Source organism: Marivivens marinus, assembly GCF_035969385.1.
Classification (GTDB): Bacteria; Pseudomonadota; Alphaproteobacteria; order Rhodobacterales; family Rhodobacteraceae; genus SELP01.
Window position 1 is genome coordinate 194,168 of the sequence record NZ_JAYKKJ010000006.1, and the last position, 17,727, is coordinate 211,894.

At 62.7% G+C, this 17,727-nt stretch carries 9 protein-coding genes; 4 read left to right on the forward strand and 5 right to left on the reverse strand.

The genetic code is table 11. From position 1 onward, the window contains the following. Positions 1-330 precede the first annotated feature (330 nt). Positions 331-5,748: a Hint domain-containing protein gene (locus U3648_RS11575; protein ID WP_420859382.1), complete on the forward strand. Its 5,418-nt coding sequence runs from the start codon at positions 331-333 to the stop codon at positions 5,746-5,748. Positions 5,749-5,786: 38 nt separating this feature from the next. Here the strand turns inward: U3648_RS11575 and U3648_RS11580 are convergent, their stop codons facing one another. The 3 genes from U3648_RS11580 to U3648_RS11590 form a co-directional block, all read right to left on the reverse strand. Then, positions 5,787-6,221, reverse strand: coding sequence for a c-type cytochrome (locus U3648_RS11580; RefSeq protein WP_420859383.1), 435 nt, complete (start codon positions 6,219-6,221; stop codon positions 5,787-5,789). Positions 6,222-6,272: 51 nt separating this feature from the next. Further along, entirely contained in the window at positions 6,273-7,052 is a 780-nt protein-coding gene (locus tag U3648_RS11585; RefSeq protein ID WP_420859384.1) for a gamma-glutamyl-gamma-aminobutyrate hydrolase family protein, read from the reverse strand. A gap of 123 nt (positions 7,053-7,175) precedes the next feature. Further along, positions 7,176-9,323: a malate synthase G gene (locus U3648_RS11590; RefSeq protein WP_420859385.1), complete on the reverse strand. Its 2,148-nt coding sequence runs from the start codon at positions 9,321-9,323 to the stop codon at positions 7,176-7,178. Positions 9,324-9,520: 197 nt separating this feature from the next. On the opposite strand from U3648_RS11590, the gene pepN reads away from it, so the two are divergent. Next, positions 9,521-12,076: an aminopeptidase N gene (gene pepN / locus U3648_RS11595; RefSeq protein WP_420859386.1), complete on the forward strand. Its 2,556-nt coding sequence runs from the start codon at positions 9,521-9,523 to the stop codon at positions 12,074-12,076. Positions 12,077-12,136: 60 nt separating this feature from the next. Further along, positions 12,137-12,661, forward strand: coding sequence for a hypothetical protein (locus U3648_RS11600; RefSeq protein WP_420859387.1), 525 nt, complete (start codon positions 12,137-12,139; stop codon positions 12,659-12,661). A 6-nt stretch (positions 12,662-12,667) separates the two neighbouring features. Here U3648_RS11600 and U3648_RS11605 read toward each other — a convergent pair whose 3' ends face one another. Continuing rightward, positions 12,668-13,450, reverse strand: coding sequence for a transglycosylase SLT domain-containing protein (locus tag U3648_RS11605; protein ID WP_420859388.1), 783 nt, complete (start codon positions 13,448-13,450; stop codon positions 12,668-12,670). A 122-nt stretch (positions 13,451-13,572) separates the two neighbouring features. Here U3648_RS11605 and gatB point away from each other — a divergent pair, with 122 nt between their 5' ends. After that, the gene (gene gatB / locus U3648_RS11610) at positions 13,573-15,087 is read left to right on the forward strand and encodes an Asp-tRNA(Asn)/Glu-tRNA(Gln) amidotransferase subunit GatB (protein WP_420859389.1); all 1,515 of its coding nucleotides are present in this window, start codon (positions 13,573-13,575) and stop codon (positions 15,085-15,087) included. 69 nt (positions 15,088-15,156) lie between these two features. Here the strand turns inward: gatB and U3648_RS11615 are convergent, their stop codons facing one another. Further along, entirely contained in the window at positions 15,157-17,628 is a 2,472-nt protein-coding gene (locus U3648_RS11615; protein ID WP_420859390.1) for an HYR domain-containing protein, read from the reverse strand. Positions 17,629-17,727 lie beyond the last annotated feature (99 nt).

Consider the following 17,727-nt stretch of genomic DNA (forward strand, 5'->3'; position numbering starts at 1 on the left):
CACGATTTCGATCCTTGCCATAGCGACGGGTCCGGTCATCACATTCAACATATTGCATATACAATGCAAGCCCCGCCCAGCGATCGTTTCACCATGTCGCAGCCTTCGAGAGCCGCCGCCAGCGGCCAAACGTGGCGGAAATGTGGCGCCGGTCACTGCCTCGCCGCAATTGGAATGAATTAAGGCGGGCTTTCCTAAAATAGTCACGAAATTTCCGACCCATATCGCAATGCGGCCCTAACCCTCGATTAATTCGCCCTTGGTAACAAAGGCCCGAGGTGTGTCCGCATCGAAAGACTGCGGTGGGCGATCAGAGAGTGGTGAGACAATATGATCGGTTATTTGGTAACGCTTGGCGATGGCAGCCTCGACAACGGGGATTACATCTCTGCGACGCAGTCCAATTTCACGCAGGACAGCATCATTGGAACCGGGAGCTGGAATTGGTCCGGCACCTGGGACGGCGATGGTCTTTTCTACTCGAACATCAATGACACCGGCACCTATTACTTGGGGTCCGACGGCAACGTCTACTTTGTCCCGGATAACTGGTACACGACCAGCGGCGACGCTTATGCTGTGTCGGCCCCGTCCTATGTGGCGACCGACGGAATCGTTTCTGGCACCGGTGGCAGCGATTTCATCGACTCAAATTACACTGGGGATGCTGACACGGTGGATGGCGCCGATGGCGACAACGACAGCATCGATGCAGGCGGCGGTAATGACACTGTCATAGCAGGAAGCGGCAACGACACCATCAGTGCGGGCGAAGGCAATGACGTCGTCTATGGTGACTTCACCGCAGGTGGTGGCGGCACGGGTTCGCCTGAACACCTGAGTTGGATCGCGCAGGGCGCAACCGGCACCAATATCGCGGGCGGGTTTACCCAAGATACCGGCGGGATGAACGTCAACGTGTCGTTCACCAATGACGGTGGCAACACGGCGGTCCAGACTTCCAGTTCGACCCAGTATGTGGGCACCGGCCCCTATGCCACGAACTCTGGCCTCTACCTGACCGGCGGCGCCGGTCCGAACGTCACTGCGACCTTCGATTTCAGCGCCGAGGCTGGATCGGGACTGACCGGTGAAGTCCAGAACATCAGCTTCATCCTCAATGACGTGGATATGTCCGGCTGGCAGGACATCATCACGATCAACGCCTATGACGCGGACGGAAACCCGGTTGCTGTCACGATCACGCCCTATGGCGCGGATACGGTTTCGGGCAATACGATTACCGCTGCGAACACGTCCGAGACACAGACCAGCGCTGAAGGTGCGGTCCTTGTGGAAATCGCGGGCCCGGTCGCGACCTTCGAGATTATCTATGAAAACGGTGGCACCGCCGGACAGGCGATGTGGGTCACCGACGTTCATTATGAAACGATTCCGATCGTAGAAGGTGACGACAGCATCAACGCTGGCATGGGCGACGACCTTGTCTACGGCGGTGGCGGCGACGACATCATACACGGCGACGATTACTCTGCGTCCACGCCGGACCCGGTGACGATAGACGCCACAAACTACACCGACACGACCAGCGGCTTTACCGTAACGGCTGTCAACGTGGTCGGCGGTGTCCAGACCGCGCCCAGCGCAGGCAACGTGGCGACCTATACCAACGCGGGCGTCACCGGTATTGGCGCCAGCGGCACCATTTCCGACTCTGACAGCGCGGTCACCCAACAGACCGGCTATGACCTTGCCTCTGGCCAGTCGGAAGAATTGCACGTCAACTTCGATCAGGACATCACCGAACTCAGCTTTGATTTCAGTGTCCTGTGGACACAGGGCTATGCCGAACAGGCGCAATGGGCGATCTATAACGATGGCGTCCTTGTCGCATCGGGCACCTTTACCGAGGACGTCGCAGGCAGCGGCTCTGGCACGGTCGATGTGTCGGGCTATGGCGCGTTTGACCAGATCGTGTTTTCGGGCCTGCCCCAGACCGACGGCACCGACGGGTCCGACTTCCTGATTACCTCTGTCACCTACACCCCTGCCGCGGATACGGCCGGGAATGACACGCTTTACGGTGGCGACGGTGACGACAGCATCTGGGGCGTGGACGGTGACGACACGCTTTACGGCGGCGACGGTAACGACCACCTGGACGGCGACGCCGGGAACGACATTGTCCTTGGCGAAGCGGGCAACGATACCCTCATCGGGGACGCTGGCAACGACCAGCTATTCGGCGGGTCCGGAGATGACGGCATCTATGCCTCTTCTGGCGACAATATTGCCGATGGCGGCGACGGCAACGATTCAATCTTCATGGGCACGGGCAATGACATCATTGCAGGCGGGGCGGGCAGCGATAACCTGAACGGTGGGGCCGGAAACGATACAATAACAGCGGGCGCTGGCGATACAGTCTACGGCGGCGACGATTCCGATACGATCATCCTCGATCCAACGCTGACGGACGGCGCCGGAAACGTAACAGGCGCAATCGCCATTGATGGTGGCACTGGCGGAGCAACGGATGTCGACACGCTCGACCTGTCGGCCTATCAGCAGATCCGCAACCTGAGCGAAACGCCCGACGCAGATGGCGACAGCACGTCGGGATCGGTCGAGGTGATGAACGCCACCGGAGACTGGATCACGATTGCCTTCTCCGAAATCGAAAACCTGATCCTGCCGCTTGACGGAACCGTGGACGGGACATCGGGCGCCGACGTGATCGACGGCAGCTATGTTGGTGACCCGCATGGCGATGTCGTTGACGGCGGGGATGCGATCCTGTCGGGCGATACCGGCGACGATGACCTGATACTCGGCTACGGTGGCGACGACAGCATCACAGCGGGTGCCGGCAATGACGAGGTCTATGGCGGCACCGGCAACGACGTCATCAACGGAGATGGCGCCACCTCTGCATCGCTGCCGCCGGAATATTCGGGCGTCAGCTCTGGGTCTGGCACATTCACCGGGACCAACGGCAATACCGACTTCAGTCATACGACCACCTCGAACGACGGTGAACTGACCTATCCGACGTCGATCAACGGATTGACGGGCTATTGGGTCGGTAACAGTGACACAAACGAAATCCACACCCATAGCTTTTCGCAAGAGGTAGCTGGCGCCCAACTTCAGATCACTGCGCTCAATACGGGCGACAATGTGACCTTCTACATTGACGGGGTGCAGATCGACCTCAACACCGCGCTCAGCAGCGGGCTTGTCTCGATCAGCAGTGTCACGACTGACTGGTATATCGACGCTGACGGCGACCTGCGCGCAAATACCACTGGCGACGTAATCACCGTCACCTTCAATGAACCGTTCACGACCCTCGCGATCGAGAATTCCGGCGCGTCCGGGAATGGTTCAGTCTACGAACTTGATGTGGACACCAACCCGGTCACCGGACTTGGCGGCGATGATACCCTGTTTGGCGACGCGGGCGACGACACTTTCGTGATCGACGACGGGTTCGGACAGGACAGCATCACCGGTGGCGAAACCGGTGAAACCGGTGGCGACAGGATCGACGCCGAAGCGATGACAGCGGACACCACGCTCGATTTCACCGCGAATGAAGCCGGGACGCTGTCGGACGGCACCTCGACCGCGACCTTCTCGGAAATCGAGATTTTCTCGCTCGGCTCTGGCAACGATGTTGTCGATGCCTCGGCCACGACGGTCGGCGTGACGGTCCATGCCGGCTTGGGCGACGATTCCATGCTGGGCGGCGACGGGCACGATATCCTGATCGGCGGCACCGGCGCGGACATCCTGAACGGCGGCGCTGGCAACGACCTTCTGGATCTTGGCGAAGGCGCGCCGGACGGCGACGCGGATGTCATCATCCTGACCGACGGGTTCGGCAGCGACAGCGTCGACAACTTCGATGTGCCGACCGCTAATGGCGATGGCACCTTCACCGGCATCGACACGCTTGATGTGACGGGGCTGACCGATGCGGGTGGCGATCCGGTCAACGTCTGGGATGTGACTGTTTCGGACGATGGTGGTGGCAATGCCGTCCTGAGCTTCCCGAACGGTGAATCCATCGTGATCAAGGGGGCCGACCCGCTGGTCGCCGATGATCCGATGTGGCTCAACGCCATCGGCATCCCCCTTTCCGACGGCACGATCGAAGGCACCGCGGGCGCCGATGTGATCAACGGCGGCTATGCTGGCGATCCTGACGGGGACATGGTCGACAATAATGATGCAATCCTGCCGGGGCATGGGCCCAACGCGGACCTCATCTATGCCTATGGCGGGGACGACGTTATTTCGTCCGGCCTTGGCGACGCGACCATCTACGCGGGCGACGGGAACGACGATGTCTATGGCGGCCTCGATGGCGGCAATGAAACCGTTTTTGGCGGCACCGGCAACGACACCATTTCCACCTTCGATGGCGAAGACACCATCTTTGGTGGCGCGGACGACGATCTGATCTTTGGCGGCGGCCATGCCGACGTGATTTCCGGCGATGCCGGCAATGACATCATCAATGGCGGCACGGGGGACGACCAGCTGTTCGGTGGCGATGATGCCGACCGTTTTGTCATGGAAGCCGGGTTTGGCAGCGATGTCATCGTTGGTGGCGAAGGCGGGACCGACAGCGATACCATCTGGTCCACCCAGGGGATCGACGTCACCGTCACCATGACCGGCGACGAGGCTGGCACGATCACCGATGGGGCCTCGACCGCGACCTTCTCGGAAATCGAAGTGATCGAAACCGAAGGCGGCGATGACAAGGTCGACCTGAGCCTGGATTCCTCTGGCATGGTTGTCGATACCGGCGCCGGCAACGACACCATCATCGGTGGCCTCGGCAACGATATTCTGTCGGGCGGTGCGGGCGATGACCTGATCTCGGGCGGGGCCGGCATCGACACCATCGGCGGTGGTACCGGCAACGACACGATCACCTTTGCCGAAGGCGATGTGGTTCAGGGCAACGAGGGCGACGATACCTTCATCCTCGAGGATCTGGGCGAACCGACCAATGGCACGATCACCGTTACCGGCGGCAATACGTCGGAAACCCTGGGCGGCGGCGACACGCTGCAACTGGGCGATCTGGCCGATCTGTCGACGCTGAACATCACCGGCACCTCGACCAACGCCAGCGGCAATACCTCCTACTCCGGCTCGGTGACGCTGGACGATGGCACGATCCTGAACTTCAGCGAGATCGAGAACATCATCTGCTTCACCACCGGAACCCGGATTGCCACGCCGCATGGCGCCCGCGCGATCGAGGACCTGAAGGTTGGCGATCTGGTCGTCACCCGCGACCACGGCCTGCGCCCGATCCGCTGGATCCAATCGCGGACCGTTCCGGCGATGGACCGTTTCGCGCCGATCCGGCTGCGCCGCGGGGTGATCCGCGGGCTGGAAAACGATCTTGTCGTTTCCCCGCAGCACCGGATGCTGTTCCAGGGCTACGAGGCGGAACTGCTGTTCGGCGAGACCGAGGTTCTGGTTTCGGCCAAGCATCTGGTCAACGGCAAGGACGTGACCGTGGAAGAAGGCGGCACCGTCACCTATTACCACATGCTGTTTGACGAACATGAGATCGTCTATGCCGAAGGCGCTGCGACCGAGAGTTTCCATCCGGGCGATATCGGCATGACCGGGATCACCGACGAAGCCCGCGAGGAACTGTTCGCGGTCTTCCCCGAGCTGCGGTCGATGCCGCGCTGCTATGGGGACACGGCCCGCCGCGTGCTAAAGCAGTACGAGGCGCAGCTGATCCGGATCTGACCAACTATGCCCCCCGTGCGGCGCGCCTGCGCGGGGGGTCAGTTGATCCCGTTGACCTGTTGCAGACGGCGGATATAGGCGACGATCGCGGCAACCTCACCTTCGGTAATCCCGTCGACCGGGGGCATGTCCCCGAACCGCCAGTGATGCGCCCGAACGCCATTGCGGGCGGCCAGCAGGAACGCCATGTCGCCATGGTGCGACGGTTCATAAATCCTGTGAATCAGGGGCGGGCCATAGCCATCCCGCCCGGCGGCGTTCTGCCCGTGACAGTCAACGCAGTAGGTATCAAAGGCCAGCTTGCCAAACTCGGCGTTGCCGCCCAGCATCTCCGGCACAGTCACTTCCACCAATGGCGCAGCGGCAGCGGGGTCGGTTTGTGCCTCAGCGACCCGTCCCTGCCCCATCACACCCAATACTGCCGCGATAGCGGCCAGCCCGGCCGCACCAATGAAGATCACATTCTTCTTCATACATTCCTCCTGCATTCCGGCGCCGGTTTGCAGGGTTCCCCCACTGGAAGGTCAAGCCCCCATGCGCAGGCGTGGGGTCACTTTTCCGTCACGCCAATCACGCGCGGCGGCGCCGAAGGCCTGAAACAGCGGCCGCGATACCGGGTCACTGCCCGCGTTCCATTCCGGATGCCACTGGACCGACATGGTGAACCCCGGTGCGCCGTCGATATAGATCGCCTCTGGCGTGCCATCGGGCGCGTGGCCGTCGATCACTACGCGGGACCCCGGCGTCTTGATCCCCTGCCCGTGCAGTGTGTTGGTCATCACCTCGCGCGCGCCGAACAGCCGGTGGAACGGTCCGCCTTCGGTCAGCGTTACGACATGGCGCAGGGCGAATTTCTCTTCCAGGGTACCGTCGGGCGGCATTCGGTGGTTGTCGCGCCCCGGCAGGTCGCGGATTTCCGGGTATAGCGTCCCGCCCATGGCCACGTTGACCTCTTGAAAGCCACGGCAGATCCCCATGAACGGCTGGCCCCTGTCGACACAGGCCCGGATCAGCGGCAGGGTGATCGCATCGCGGCAGCGGTCGAAATCGCCGTGGGCCGGGGTTTCGGCTTCGCCATATTCCTCGGGGTGCACATTGGGGCGCCCGCCCGTCAGCAGGAAACCGTCGCAGATTTCCAGAAGTTCCTCGACCCGCACCATCGTCGGGTCTGCTGGGATGATCATCGGCAGAGCGTTCGACACAGACGCCACCGCGCAAGAGTTCATCGTGCCGCCCGCATGAGTGGGGTAGCTGCCGTCCAGAAGGTAGGAATTACCAATAATCCCGATCACGGGGCGCGTCATACCGTAGTCTCCCATTCTTGGCAGGAGAATAGGCCTGCATAGCGCCTCGGGGAAGAGGCACATATGCGGGCAATGTCACACGCCCTTGTGCAGCGGCGCACGAAACCGTGCGCCGCTGCAGGATTAGTGGTTGCGCTGCGCCTTCAGTTCCAACCGCCGCCGGTGCAGGACCGGTTCGGTATAGCCCGAAGGTTGCACCCGCCCCTGAAACACCAGATCACAGGCGGCCTGAAAGGCGATTCCGTCGAATTCGGGCGCCATGGGCCGATAGGTCGGGTCGCCTGCATTCTGCCGGTCCACCACAGTCGCCATCTTCTGCATGGCGGTCATCACTTCGGCCTCGGACACGATGCCGTGGTGCAGCCAGTTGGCAAGGTGCTGGGACGAGATGCGGCAGGTGGCGCGGTCTTCCATCAGGCCGACATCATGGATGTCCGGCACCTTGGAACAGCCGATCCCCGCGTCGATCCAGCGCACCACATAACCCAGGATGCCCTGGGCGTTGTTTTCGACCTCGTTCAGGATCTGGTCGCGGGTCCATTTCTGATAGGTCGCCAGAGGGATATCGAGGATGGTGTCGACATGGGCACGGCGACCGCCCTTGCGCAGCTTGGCCTGCACAGCGAATACATCGACCTTGTGATAGTGCAGCGCGTGCAGCGTGGCGGCGGTGGGGGACGGCACCCAGGCACAATTCGCCCCGGCCTTGGGATGTTCGATCTTCTGTTCCAGCATCGCCGCCATCAGGTCGGGCATGGCCCACATGCCCTTGCCGATCTGGGCGCGGCCCGACAGCCCGCATTCCAGCCCGATATCGACGTTGCGGTTCTCATAGCCGCCGATCCAGGCCTTGCGCTTGATGAAATCCTTGCGACTGAATGGCCCCGCCTCCATCGAGGTGTGGATCTCGTCGCCGGTGCGGTCAAGAAAGCCGGTGTTGATGAAGGCCACCCGCGATTTCGCGGCGCGGATACATTCCTTGAGATTGACAGAGGTGCGGCGTTCCTCGTCCATGATGCCCAGTTTCACGGTGTGACGCGGCAAGCCCAGCATGTCTTCGACGTGGTCGAAGATGGCGCTGGCAAAGCCCACCTCTTCCGGGCCGTGCATCTTGGGCTTGACCACATAGACCGATCCGTGAACCGAATTGCCACTGTCGCGTTGCAGGTCATGCATGGCGATCAGCGTGGTAATGGCCGCATCCATCAGCCCCTCAAAGGTTTCGTTCCCGTCACGGTCAAGGATGGCCGGGTTGGTCATCAAATGGCCCACATTGCGGACCCACAGCAGGGCACGACCTTTCAGAACCAGTTCCCCGCCAACGGGGGCGGTATAGGTCAGGTCAGGGTTCAGACGGCGGGTAAAGGTCTTGCCGCCCTTGGTCACCTCTTCGGTCAGGTTGCCCTGCATCAGACCCAGCCAGTTGGAATAGGCCTGCACCTTGTCCTCGGCATCGACGCAGGCAACGGAATCCTCGCAGTCCATGATTGCCGACATCGCGCTTTCCAGCCGCACATCGGCCAGAAGCGCCTGATCCCGGCTGCCAATCGGATGGGCACGGTCGAAGACCAGTTCGACATGCAGCCCGTTGTTGCGCAACAGGATTGCGTCGGGGGCCTTGGGATTGCCCCGGTAGCCCACGAATTTCGAAGGGTCCATCAGCGGCCGGTCATCGACCAGAAGCTGTCCCTTTTCAATGTGATAGCGGCGCACATCGGCGTGGCTGGTGCCTTCGATGGGGAAAGTTTCGTCAAGGAAAACGCGCGCTCGCGCCACGACCCGCGCCCCCCGGCCCCGGTCATAACCGCCGGCAGGCGCAGGGCTGCCCATGGCGTCGGTCCCGTAAAGACAGTCATACAGGCTGCCCCAGCGGGCGTTCGCAGCGTTCAGCGCATAGCGTGCATTGGTGATCGGCACGACCAGCTGCGGACCGGGCACCTTGGCGATTTCCGGGTCCACGTTCGCGGTGTCGATTTCGAAATCCGCGCCTTCGGGCAGCAGATAGCCGATCTCGGTCAGGAAGGCCTTGTAGGCTTCGTGGTCATGCGGCTTGCCCCGATGCGCGATGTGCCAATCGTCGATCTGGCTTTGCAGCGCCTCACGCTTGTCCAGAAGCGCACGGTTGCGGGGGCCGAAATCATGGACCAGCGCCGAAAACCCTTGCCAGAAGGCATCCGGATCGACCCCGGTTCCGGGAAGGGCCGCATCGTCGATGAATTGCGCCAATTGGGCAGCCACTTGCAGCCCGTGCTTTTCGATACGATCGGTCATGGTTCCTCCGGCAAATGCATACCGCTGTATGCGGTTTCACCCGATGTAGCGCATCGCCCCCCGCCCGACAACGCGCGCGACCCAAACCATCCCCCGAAAAAGCGGGAAAGTGCTTTCGCGATTTTTTGTCAGTCGGCGCGGCTTGCGGGTCGTCCGGCCCGGTCCTAGGGTCGGCCCGACAAGAACAGGAGCCCCAGATGAAAGACGCCAGCCCGCAGACCATCTATCTGAAAGATTACACGCCCTTCGGCTGGATCGTGGACCGCGTTCATCTGACCTTCCGGCTGTCGCCAACCGCGACGCGGGTCCTGTCGCGGATCGAGTTCCGCCCCAATCCGGCAGCGACGCCCGGCGCGTTTTTCCTGCATGGAACCGATATGGCCCTGATCGGCGCCCGGATCGACGGCGCGCCGGTCGCCCCTACCATGACCGACGAAGGCCTGACCTGCGACGTGCCCGCCGGACCCTTCACATGGGAGGCCGAGGTCGAAATCGACCCCGCCGCCAATACCGCGCTTGAAGGGCTTTACCTGTCGAACGGCATGTTCTGCACCCAATGCGAGGCCGAAGGGTTCCGCAAGATCACCTATTACCCGGACCGCCCCGATGTCATGGCCCCCTTTGCCGTGCGGATTGAAAGCGATCTGCCGGTCCTTCTGTCGAACGGCAACCCGGTGGCGCAGGGGCCGGGCTGGGCCGAATGGGACGATCCCTGGCCGAAGCCCGCCTATCTGTTCGCACTGGTCGCGGGCGACCTTGTCGCGCTGAAAGATAGTTTCACCACAATGTCCGGCCGCGAGGTAGAGCTTGCCATCTGGACGCGCGCGGACGAAGCGCACAAGACCGCCTTTGGCATGGAGGCGCTGAAGAAATCCATGCGCTGGGATGAAGAGGTCTATGGCCGGGAATACGATCTGGACGTGTTCAACATCGTCGCCGTGTCCGATTTCAACATGGGCGCGATGGAGAACAAGGGGCTGAATATCTTCAATTCTTCCTGCGTTCTGGCCTCGCCCGACACCTCGACCGATGCCAGTTTCGAACGGATCGAAGGGATCATTGCCCACGAATATTTCCACAACTGGACCGGCAACCGGATCACCTGCCGCGACTGGTTCCAGCTGTGCCTGAAGGAGGGGCTGACGGTTTTCCGCGATCAGCAGTTCACATCGGACATGCGGTCGGAGCCAGTCAAGCGGATCGACGATGTGCTGCTCCTGCGGGCGCATCAGTTCAAGGAAGACAACGGCCCGCTGGCCCACCCGGTCCGGCCCGACCATTTTGTCGAGATCAACAACTTTTACACCGCCACAGTCTATGAAAAAGGGGCCGAGGTGATCCGGATGCTGAAGCTGCTGGTCGGGGATGCGGACTATGACAAGGCGCTGGCGCTCTACTTTGACCGGCATGACGGGGACGCAGCCACGATCGAGGATTGGTTGCAGGTGTTCGAAGACGCAACCGGCCGCGACCTGACCCAGTTCAAGCGCTGGTATGAACAGGCGGGCACTCCGCGCCTGACCGTTACAGACGACTTCAAGGACGGCACCTATACCCTTCATGTCAAACAGGAAACACCGCCAACCCCCGGCCAGCCGGTCAAGGACCCACGGGTGATCCCGATCGCCGTGGGCCTTCTGAACCCGAACGGGGACGAGGTGGTGCCGACCACCCTGTTGGAAATGACCGAGGTTGAACAAAGCTTCCACTTCGAAGGTCTGGCCGCGCGGCCGATCCCGTCGATCCTGCGCGGGTTTTCCGCGCCGGTGATCCTGCAACGCGACACCACGAACAGCGAACGGGCGTTCCTTCTGGCCCATGACACCGACCCCTTCAACAAATGGGAGGCCGGGCGCAACCTCGCCCTGGACGCGCTGACCCGGATGATCGGTGACAATGCCGCGCCGGATGCGGGCCTTCTGGATGCGCTGGACCGGGCGCTTGCGGATGAAACGCTTGACCCGGCGTTCCGCGCCCTTCTGCTGGTCCTCCCGTCCGAGGATGAACTGGCCCAAAGCCTGTTCGACGCCGGGACGACCCCCGACCCCGCACTGATCCACGACCGGCGCGAGGCGTTGCGCCACGCCATCGCCACCCACTGCGGCGGAACGCTCGCGGCGCTTTACGACCGCCATCAGGTGCCCGGAGCCTATTCGCCCGAGGCGGAACCGGCGGGCAAACGGGCGCTGACCAACGCAGCCCTGTCGCTGCTGACCCTGACGGACGGCGGTGCCCGCGCCCGGGCGCAGTTTGCATCCGCCGACAACATGACCTTGTCACAGGCCGCGCTTGGCGCGCTGTTGTCCATCGGGGCCGGACAGGACGAATTGGCCGCGTTCGAGGCCAAATGGACCGCCGACAAGCTGGTGATGGACCGCTGGTTCGGAATGCAAGTGGCCCATGCCGCCCCCGACAGCGTGGCAGAAACCGTTGAGGCCCTGACCACGCGGCCCGATTTCGACATGAAGAACCCCAACCGGTTCCGGGCGGTGTTCGGGGCGCTGTCGGGCAATGCGGCGGGGTTTCACCATGCCTCGGGCAGTGGCTACGACCTGATGGCGGACTGGCTGATCCGGCTGGACGACATCAACCCGCAGACCACCGCGCGGATGACCGCCGCCTTCCAATCCGCCAAGCGCTATGACGCGGACCGCAAGGCCAAGATCGCGTCGGCGCTTGGCCGGATCATGGCCAAGGACAGGCTCAGCCGGGACACGCGGGAAATGGCAGAGCGCATCTTGGGCGATCTCTGACTTGCCAGCCGTCCCATAGGTTGCGTATCGTCTCGCAAGATCATTTGAGGGACGAGTTACATGCCGTTTATCATTGCCGCGATTGGCGCGATTGCCGCCGCTTATTTCTTTGTCGTCCGGGCCCGCAACACGGCCGATATGGCAAGCGAATTGATAGATCTTGCAAAGGAAGTTCCACTTGCCGCGCGGCGTTTCGGGTTTCGCCGCCGCGCCAATCAGCACCCCGTCGAGGGCGTGGATGATGCGCGGGTGGCCGTGGCGGCGATTGCCGCTGCTTTTCTGGAGCTCGACAGCCTGCCCACGCAGGACATGCGCCAACGGTTTCACCTGCAATTGCGCAGCCAGATGCGGATCAGCGACGAGGACGCCACCGAACTGGCGGTACTGGCCCGCTGGCTGGTCGAGCAATGCAACGGGGCCAAAACGGCCATTCCACGCCTTGCCCGCCGCCTTTTCAAGATCGACGGGTCGAACAGCTTTGAACAGCTTCTCACGATCATTTCCAAATCCGTGGGCGATGGCGGGCTGAACGACAATCAGCGCTCGGCGCTGGACGACATCCGCCGCGCCTTCCGGATCACCTGACGTCCATCAACCGGGCCGCGCCACGGGCCGCAGGCTGGTCAGGACAGCACCCTGTTGTTGGCAATAATCCTGCGACCGGGTCCAAGCCTGCATTTCCGAAATCTTGGACTGGTTTGTCATCGGCCCCCAATCGGCAGCGACCCCGCGCCACCGCCCGTCCCGGACTGCGACCGCCTGATCGCGCGGCACCGTCACCGCCATGATCCGCGCGGCGCAAGACAGGTTGTCGGCCGGGTTCGTCAGTGCCTCGCCTGTCCGTGCGCGGCAGCCGTATCGCCGGGCCGTGTCGGGGTAGATCTGCAAAAGCCCATACCAACGCCCGCCACCGCCGACGGCACGGGGATTCCAGGTGCTTTCATGTTTGGCCAGCGCCGACATCATCCCGACCCAGAAGGCGCGGCGCAATTGCGGACCGTTCTGGCGGTAGGCGGGGCACCAGTCGCCAATATCACGTGGCACGGTGTTGACCATGGGCGCGCCATGGGCGGCAAGGGCGGACATGGCGGCGCGGGTCCAAAGCTCGGCACCTTCCTGATGGTCCCAACGGGCCGCGGGCAGGTATCGCGGACGGGCGCGGGGCCGGATCGTTGAGGTGCCCGCATTGACAACAACCGGCCCGCGCACCATCCACGCCGGACGCGCCTGTGGCCGCACCCCGGACAAGGGTAGCTGCACCGCGTCGGATTGCGGCAGGGGCGTCGGTTGCAACAGGTCGGGATCGGCGAAAAGCGCCGCACTGGATACCCAAAGCCCAACCATCCCCCCAAGGATCAGCCGAACAGCAAACATGACCGGCAGGTTGCGCCCCCTCCCCGCCTTCTGACAAGCCCTTTTTCACATCGCCCCCGCCCCTTGCAGGAAACCGCGCTTCGGCCTAGACAACGGCGAAACCAAACGCCAAGGACGCCGCCATGCTCGACCTGACCTATGACGCCCCGAAACCCAAGGTGATTGCCGGTGCAACCGGCGATTGGGAACTGGTGATCGGGATGGAAGTGCACGCGCAGGTCGCCTCCAAGGCCAAGCTGTTTTCCGGTGCCTCGACCCAATTTGGCGCGGAACCCAATTCCAACGTCGCCTTCGTGGACGCAGGGATGCCCGGCATGCTGCCCGTCATCAACGAAGGCTGCGTTGAAATGGCGGTGCGCACCGGGCTTGGCCTGAAGGCCGAGATCAACCTGTTTTCGGCCTTTGACCGGAAGAACTATTTCTACCCGGACCTGCCGCAGGGCTACCAGATTTCGCAGTTGTATCACCCCATCGTAGGCGAAGGGGAAGTGCTTGTTGAAATGGGCAATGGTACCGCGCGGCTGGTCCGGATCGAACGCATTCACCTTGAACAGGACGCGGGCAAGTCGATCCATGACATGGACCCGGCGATGTCCTTCGTCGACCTGAACCGGACCGGCGTGGCGCTGATGGAAATCGTCAGCCGCCCCGATATTCGCGGCCCGGAAGAGGCCGCCGCCTATGTCGGCAAGCTGCGCCAGATCCTGCGCTATCTGGGGACCTGTGACGGCAACATGCAGAATGGCAACCTGCGTGCTGATGTGAACGTCTCGGTCTGCCGTCCGGGCGATTATGAACGCTATCAGGCGACGCAGGATTTCGGCCACCTTGGCACCCGCTGCGAGATCAAGAACATGAACTCCATGCGGTTCATCCAGGCCGCGATTGATTACGAGGCGCGGCGCCAGATCGCCATCCTTGAAGATGGCGGCAAGGTGGATCAGGAAACCCGCCTGTACGATCCGGACAAGAACGAAACCCGGTCGATGCGGTCCAAGGAAGAGGCGCATGACTACCGCTATTTCCCTGATCCCGACCTGCTGCCGCTTGAGATCGAACAGGCCTGGGTGGACGACATCGCGGCCCGACTGCCGGAACTGCCCGACGCCAAGAAGGCCCGTTTCATCAATGATTTCGGCCTGTCGGACTATGACGCATCGGTGCTGACCGCCGAGGTCGCCAACGCCGCCTATTTCGAAAAGGTGGCCGAGGGGCGTGACGGCAAGCTGGCCGCGAACTGGGTGATCAACGAGCTGTTTGGCCGGTTGAAGAAAGAGGACCACACGATTGAGGAAAGCCCGGTTTCGCCCGAGCAACTTGGCAAGATCGTCGGGTTGATTTCCTCGGATGCCATTTCCGGCAAAATCGCCAAGGACCTGTTCGAGATCATCTATACCGAAGGCGGGGACCCCGAAGCCATCGTTGAAGAACGCGGCATGAAGCAGGTCACCGACACCGGCGCGATCGAGGCGGCCGTGGACGAGGTGATCGCCGCGAACCCCGGACAGGTAGAAAAGGCACAACAGAACCCCAAGCTGGCCGGCTGGTTCGTGGGCCAGGTGATGAAGGCGACCGGCGGCAAGGCCAACCCAAAGGCAGTCGACAGCCTTGTGAAGGCAAAGCTAGGGCTGGAATAGCCCCGGCAACTGAGAACCGAAACGCGCCGCGGCACCCACCGCGGCGCAATTCATTTGCGGGTCCGACTGCTAGAACTCCAACCCGTAGCTCAGTTCAATCCCGGTGGTCCGCGTGTTCCCGCCTAACCCATCCGCGAACAGGTTCAGGCTGATCGTCTCGCCCGGTCGGGGCAGGTAAAGAACCCCCAGATCGACCCGCCCGGTTGCCGCCTGTGTCCCCGCCAGATCAAAGGCTATCCCCCCGTCAAGGGTCAGATCCCCCGCGGCAAGGCCAATCTCTTTGCGCCAATCAAGCCCCACCGACAGGCTGCGGTGTTCGACCGTCTGCGATGAAACCGGCACCCCAAGGCTATCGACATAGGCCTCTGATGTGTCGCGCGTCCATTCCAGATCCAACTTGGGGCGTAGAGTCAGGCTATGGGGCAGGTCGACCGTCCCAGACAGGCGCATCGTCGCCAGCCATCGTTCGGTGCTGACGCTGTCGGTGAAGGTGCCGAGCGGGCTGATGTCGTTCCGGGTTCGACCATAGAGCAATCGCCCATCCAGATAGAGCGGATGTTCCCCAAGCCGCGTTGCGAAATAGGGGCCGGCCAGCCAGCCGCCACCGCGGATCACCGCAGACCCGTCGTGATCCTCAACATGATCGAATTGCAGGGTAACGCCCGCAATGGTTTCCTTCCCAAAGGACCAATGCCGCCCCATCGCGATGAACAGATAGCTGTTTGTCGCCCCTGTAGCACCGTCTTCTGTCACGCTGCCCGAGGCGCTGATCCACTGCCCCCCGCCATAGATGTCGGTAGACCCGTTTTCCAATCCGAAGCTTAGCTTCTGATGGGTCACGGTCGCGTCGGCCCGCGTTCCTTGTCGCGTCCCCCGCAACAGGTCCAGAAGGTCCGGCTGGTGCGACAAGAGCGCCCGCGCGCGGCGGTCCATCATCCCGCCGATCACCCGTTCGGCATCGGCAGAGGTATCCAGCGTCACCCGCGCCTCTGCCCGGGCATTTCCAACGCCGATCCCGTCAAGGCCGGCACCCTGCGGCACGATCAGCGCAACATTGGCCTCGCCCGTCGGCATCAATCCGACCTGATAGGTCGCCCCTGCCCCGGCGAACGAGGTCAGTGTCGCGCCTTCCAGTACGATTTCCCCGGCATCGAACCCGGCTACAGCGGTCGAGAATGTGATCGTCGCCGACAGGGGTGAAAGCGTGGTGATCCGGTCCGGCAACCCGCTGATCACGACGCCGGGAATGATCGGCGCGGTGATCGTGACGGTAAAGCTGGCGGTTGCCTCGTTCCCGGCGGCATCCGTGGCGGTGTAGGTCACGACCGTGTCGCCCACGGCAAAGAAATCGCCCGGCTGGTGGGTGGCGGTCAACGTGGCCCCGACATTGTCGGTTGCGGTCGGCGGGGTCCATGTGGCCGTGCCCCCGTCGGGCGCGGTCGGCGCCGCGACGATGTCGGCGGGCACCCCGGACAGAACCGGGGCCTCTGTATCGGTGACGGTAACGGTGAATGTGCCGAAGGCGGTATTCCCGCTGTTGTCCACGGCACTAACCAGCATTGCCGTTGTTCCAACCGGGAAGGCCGACCCGGACAGAAGCCCCGCCATGGGGCTACTGGCGATTGTCAGGGGGCGTGTTCCGTCGCGGGCATCCAGTGCGCTGGCCTCAAAGGTTACTATTGCCGTCGCCTGCCCAGGATCGGCGTCGATGGTGATATCATCGGGCAGGTTCAGAACCGGCGCGGTCTGATCCCGCCGGACAACCGTGATGGTCACGCTGGCCGGGGTCGCGGCGTTGCCCTGCGCGTCTACCGCCTCGATCCCGATGACCGTGACCCCTTCGGGCAGGGTCACCGTTCCGCTGACCAGAACGCCGCCCATGCGGAACAGGACCGGCACAGGCCCATCGGCAAGGTCGGTCGCGGTTATCCCAAGCGTCGACAAGTCAAGATCATACCCTGTCGCCGATTCATCCATTCCCAACGTTAGCGGTCCGGGGACACCTGCAAGTACCGGGGCACGCGTGTCGCGCACCGTGACATCGAACCCGACTTCGGACCGGTTTCCGGCGGCGTCGGTTGCCGAATAGGTCACGCGGGTTGTCCCGATGGCAAAAACCGCACCCGGCGCGTGGGTGTTCGTCGTCTCCGTTATTCCGACGTTGTCGCTGATCGTCGGGACCGGCCAGTTGGCCGCTGCCCCGGTCGGTCCCGAAGCTTCAAGTATCAGCGGGGCGGTTGGAAGGCCCGCGATCACCGGCGCCTCGGCGTCCATCACTGTGACGGTGAACGATCCCTCTGCCCTGTTGCCGGTGGCATCTGTCGCGCTTGCGGACACCGTCGTTGTACCCACCGGAAAGGCAGAGCCAGTCGATAGCCCTGCGGTGGGCGATGTCACGAACTGCACCGCGACCGACCCGTCCACCCCATCCAGCGCAGTGGCCAGGTAATCAACCTGCGCGGTCGCCATCCCCGGATCGGTTGTCATACTTATGTCGGCAGGCAAGGTCAGGACCGGCGGATCAGTATCGGCAACGCGCACAGTTACCAGAAGGTTGATTGGGCTGGCGTGCCCCCATCGGGTGGTCCGGTTTGATTGTTAGTGCATCGTGGGCCTCTGGTCCATCGGAACGATGCTTTC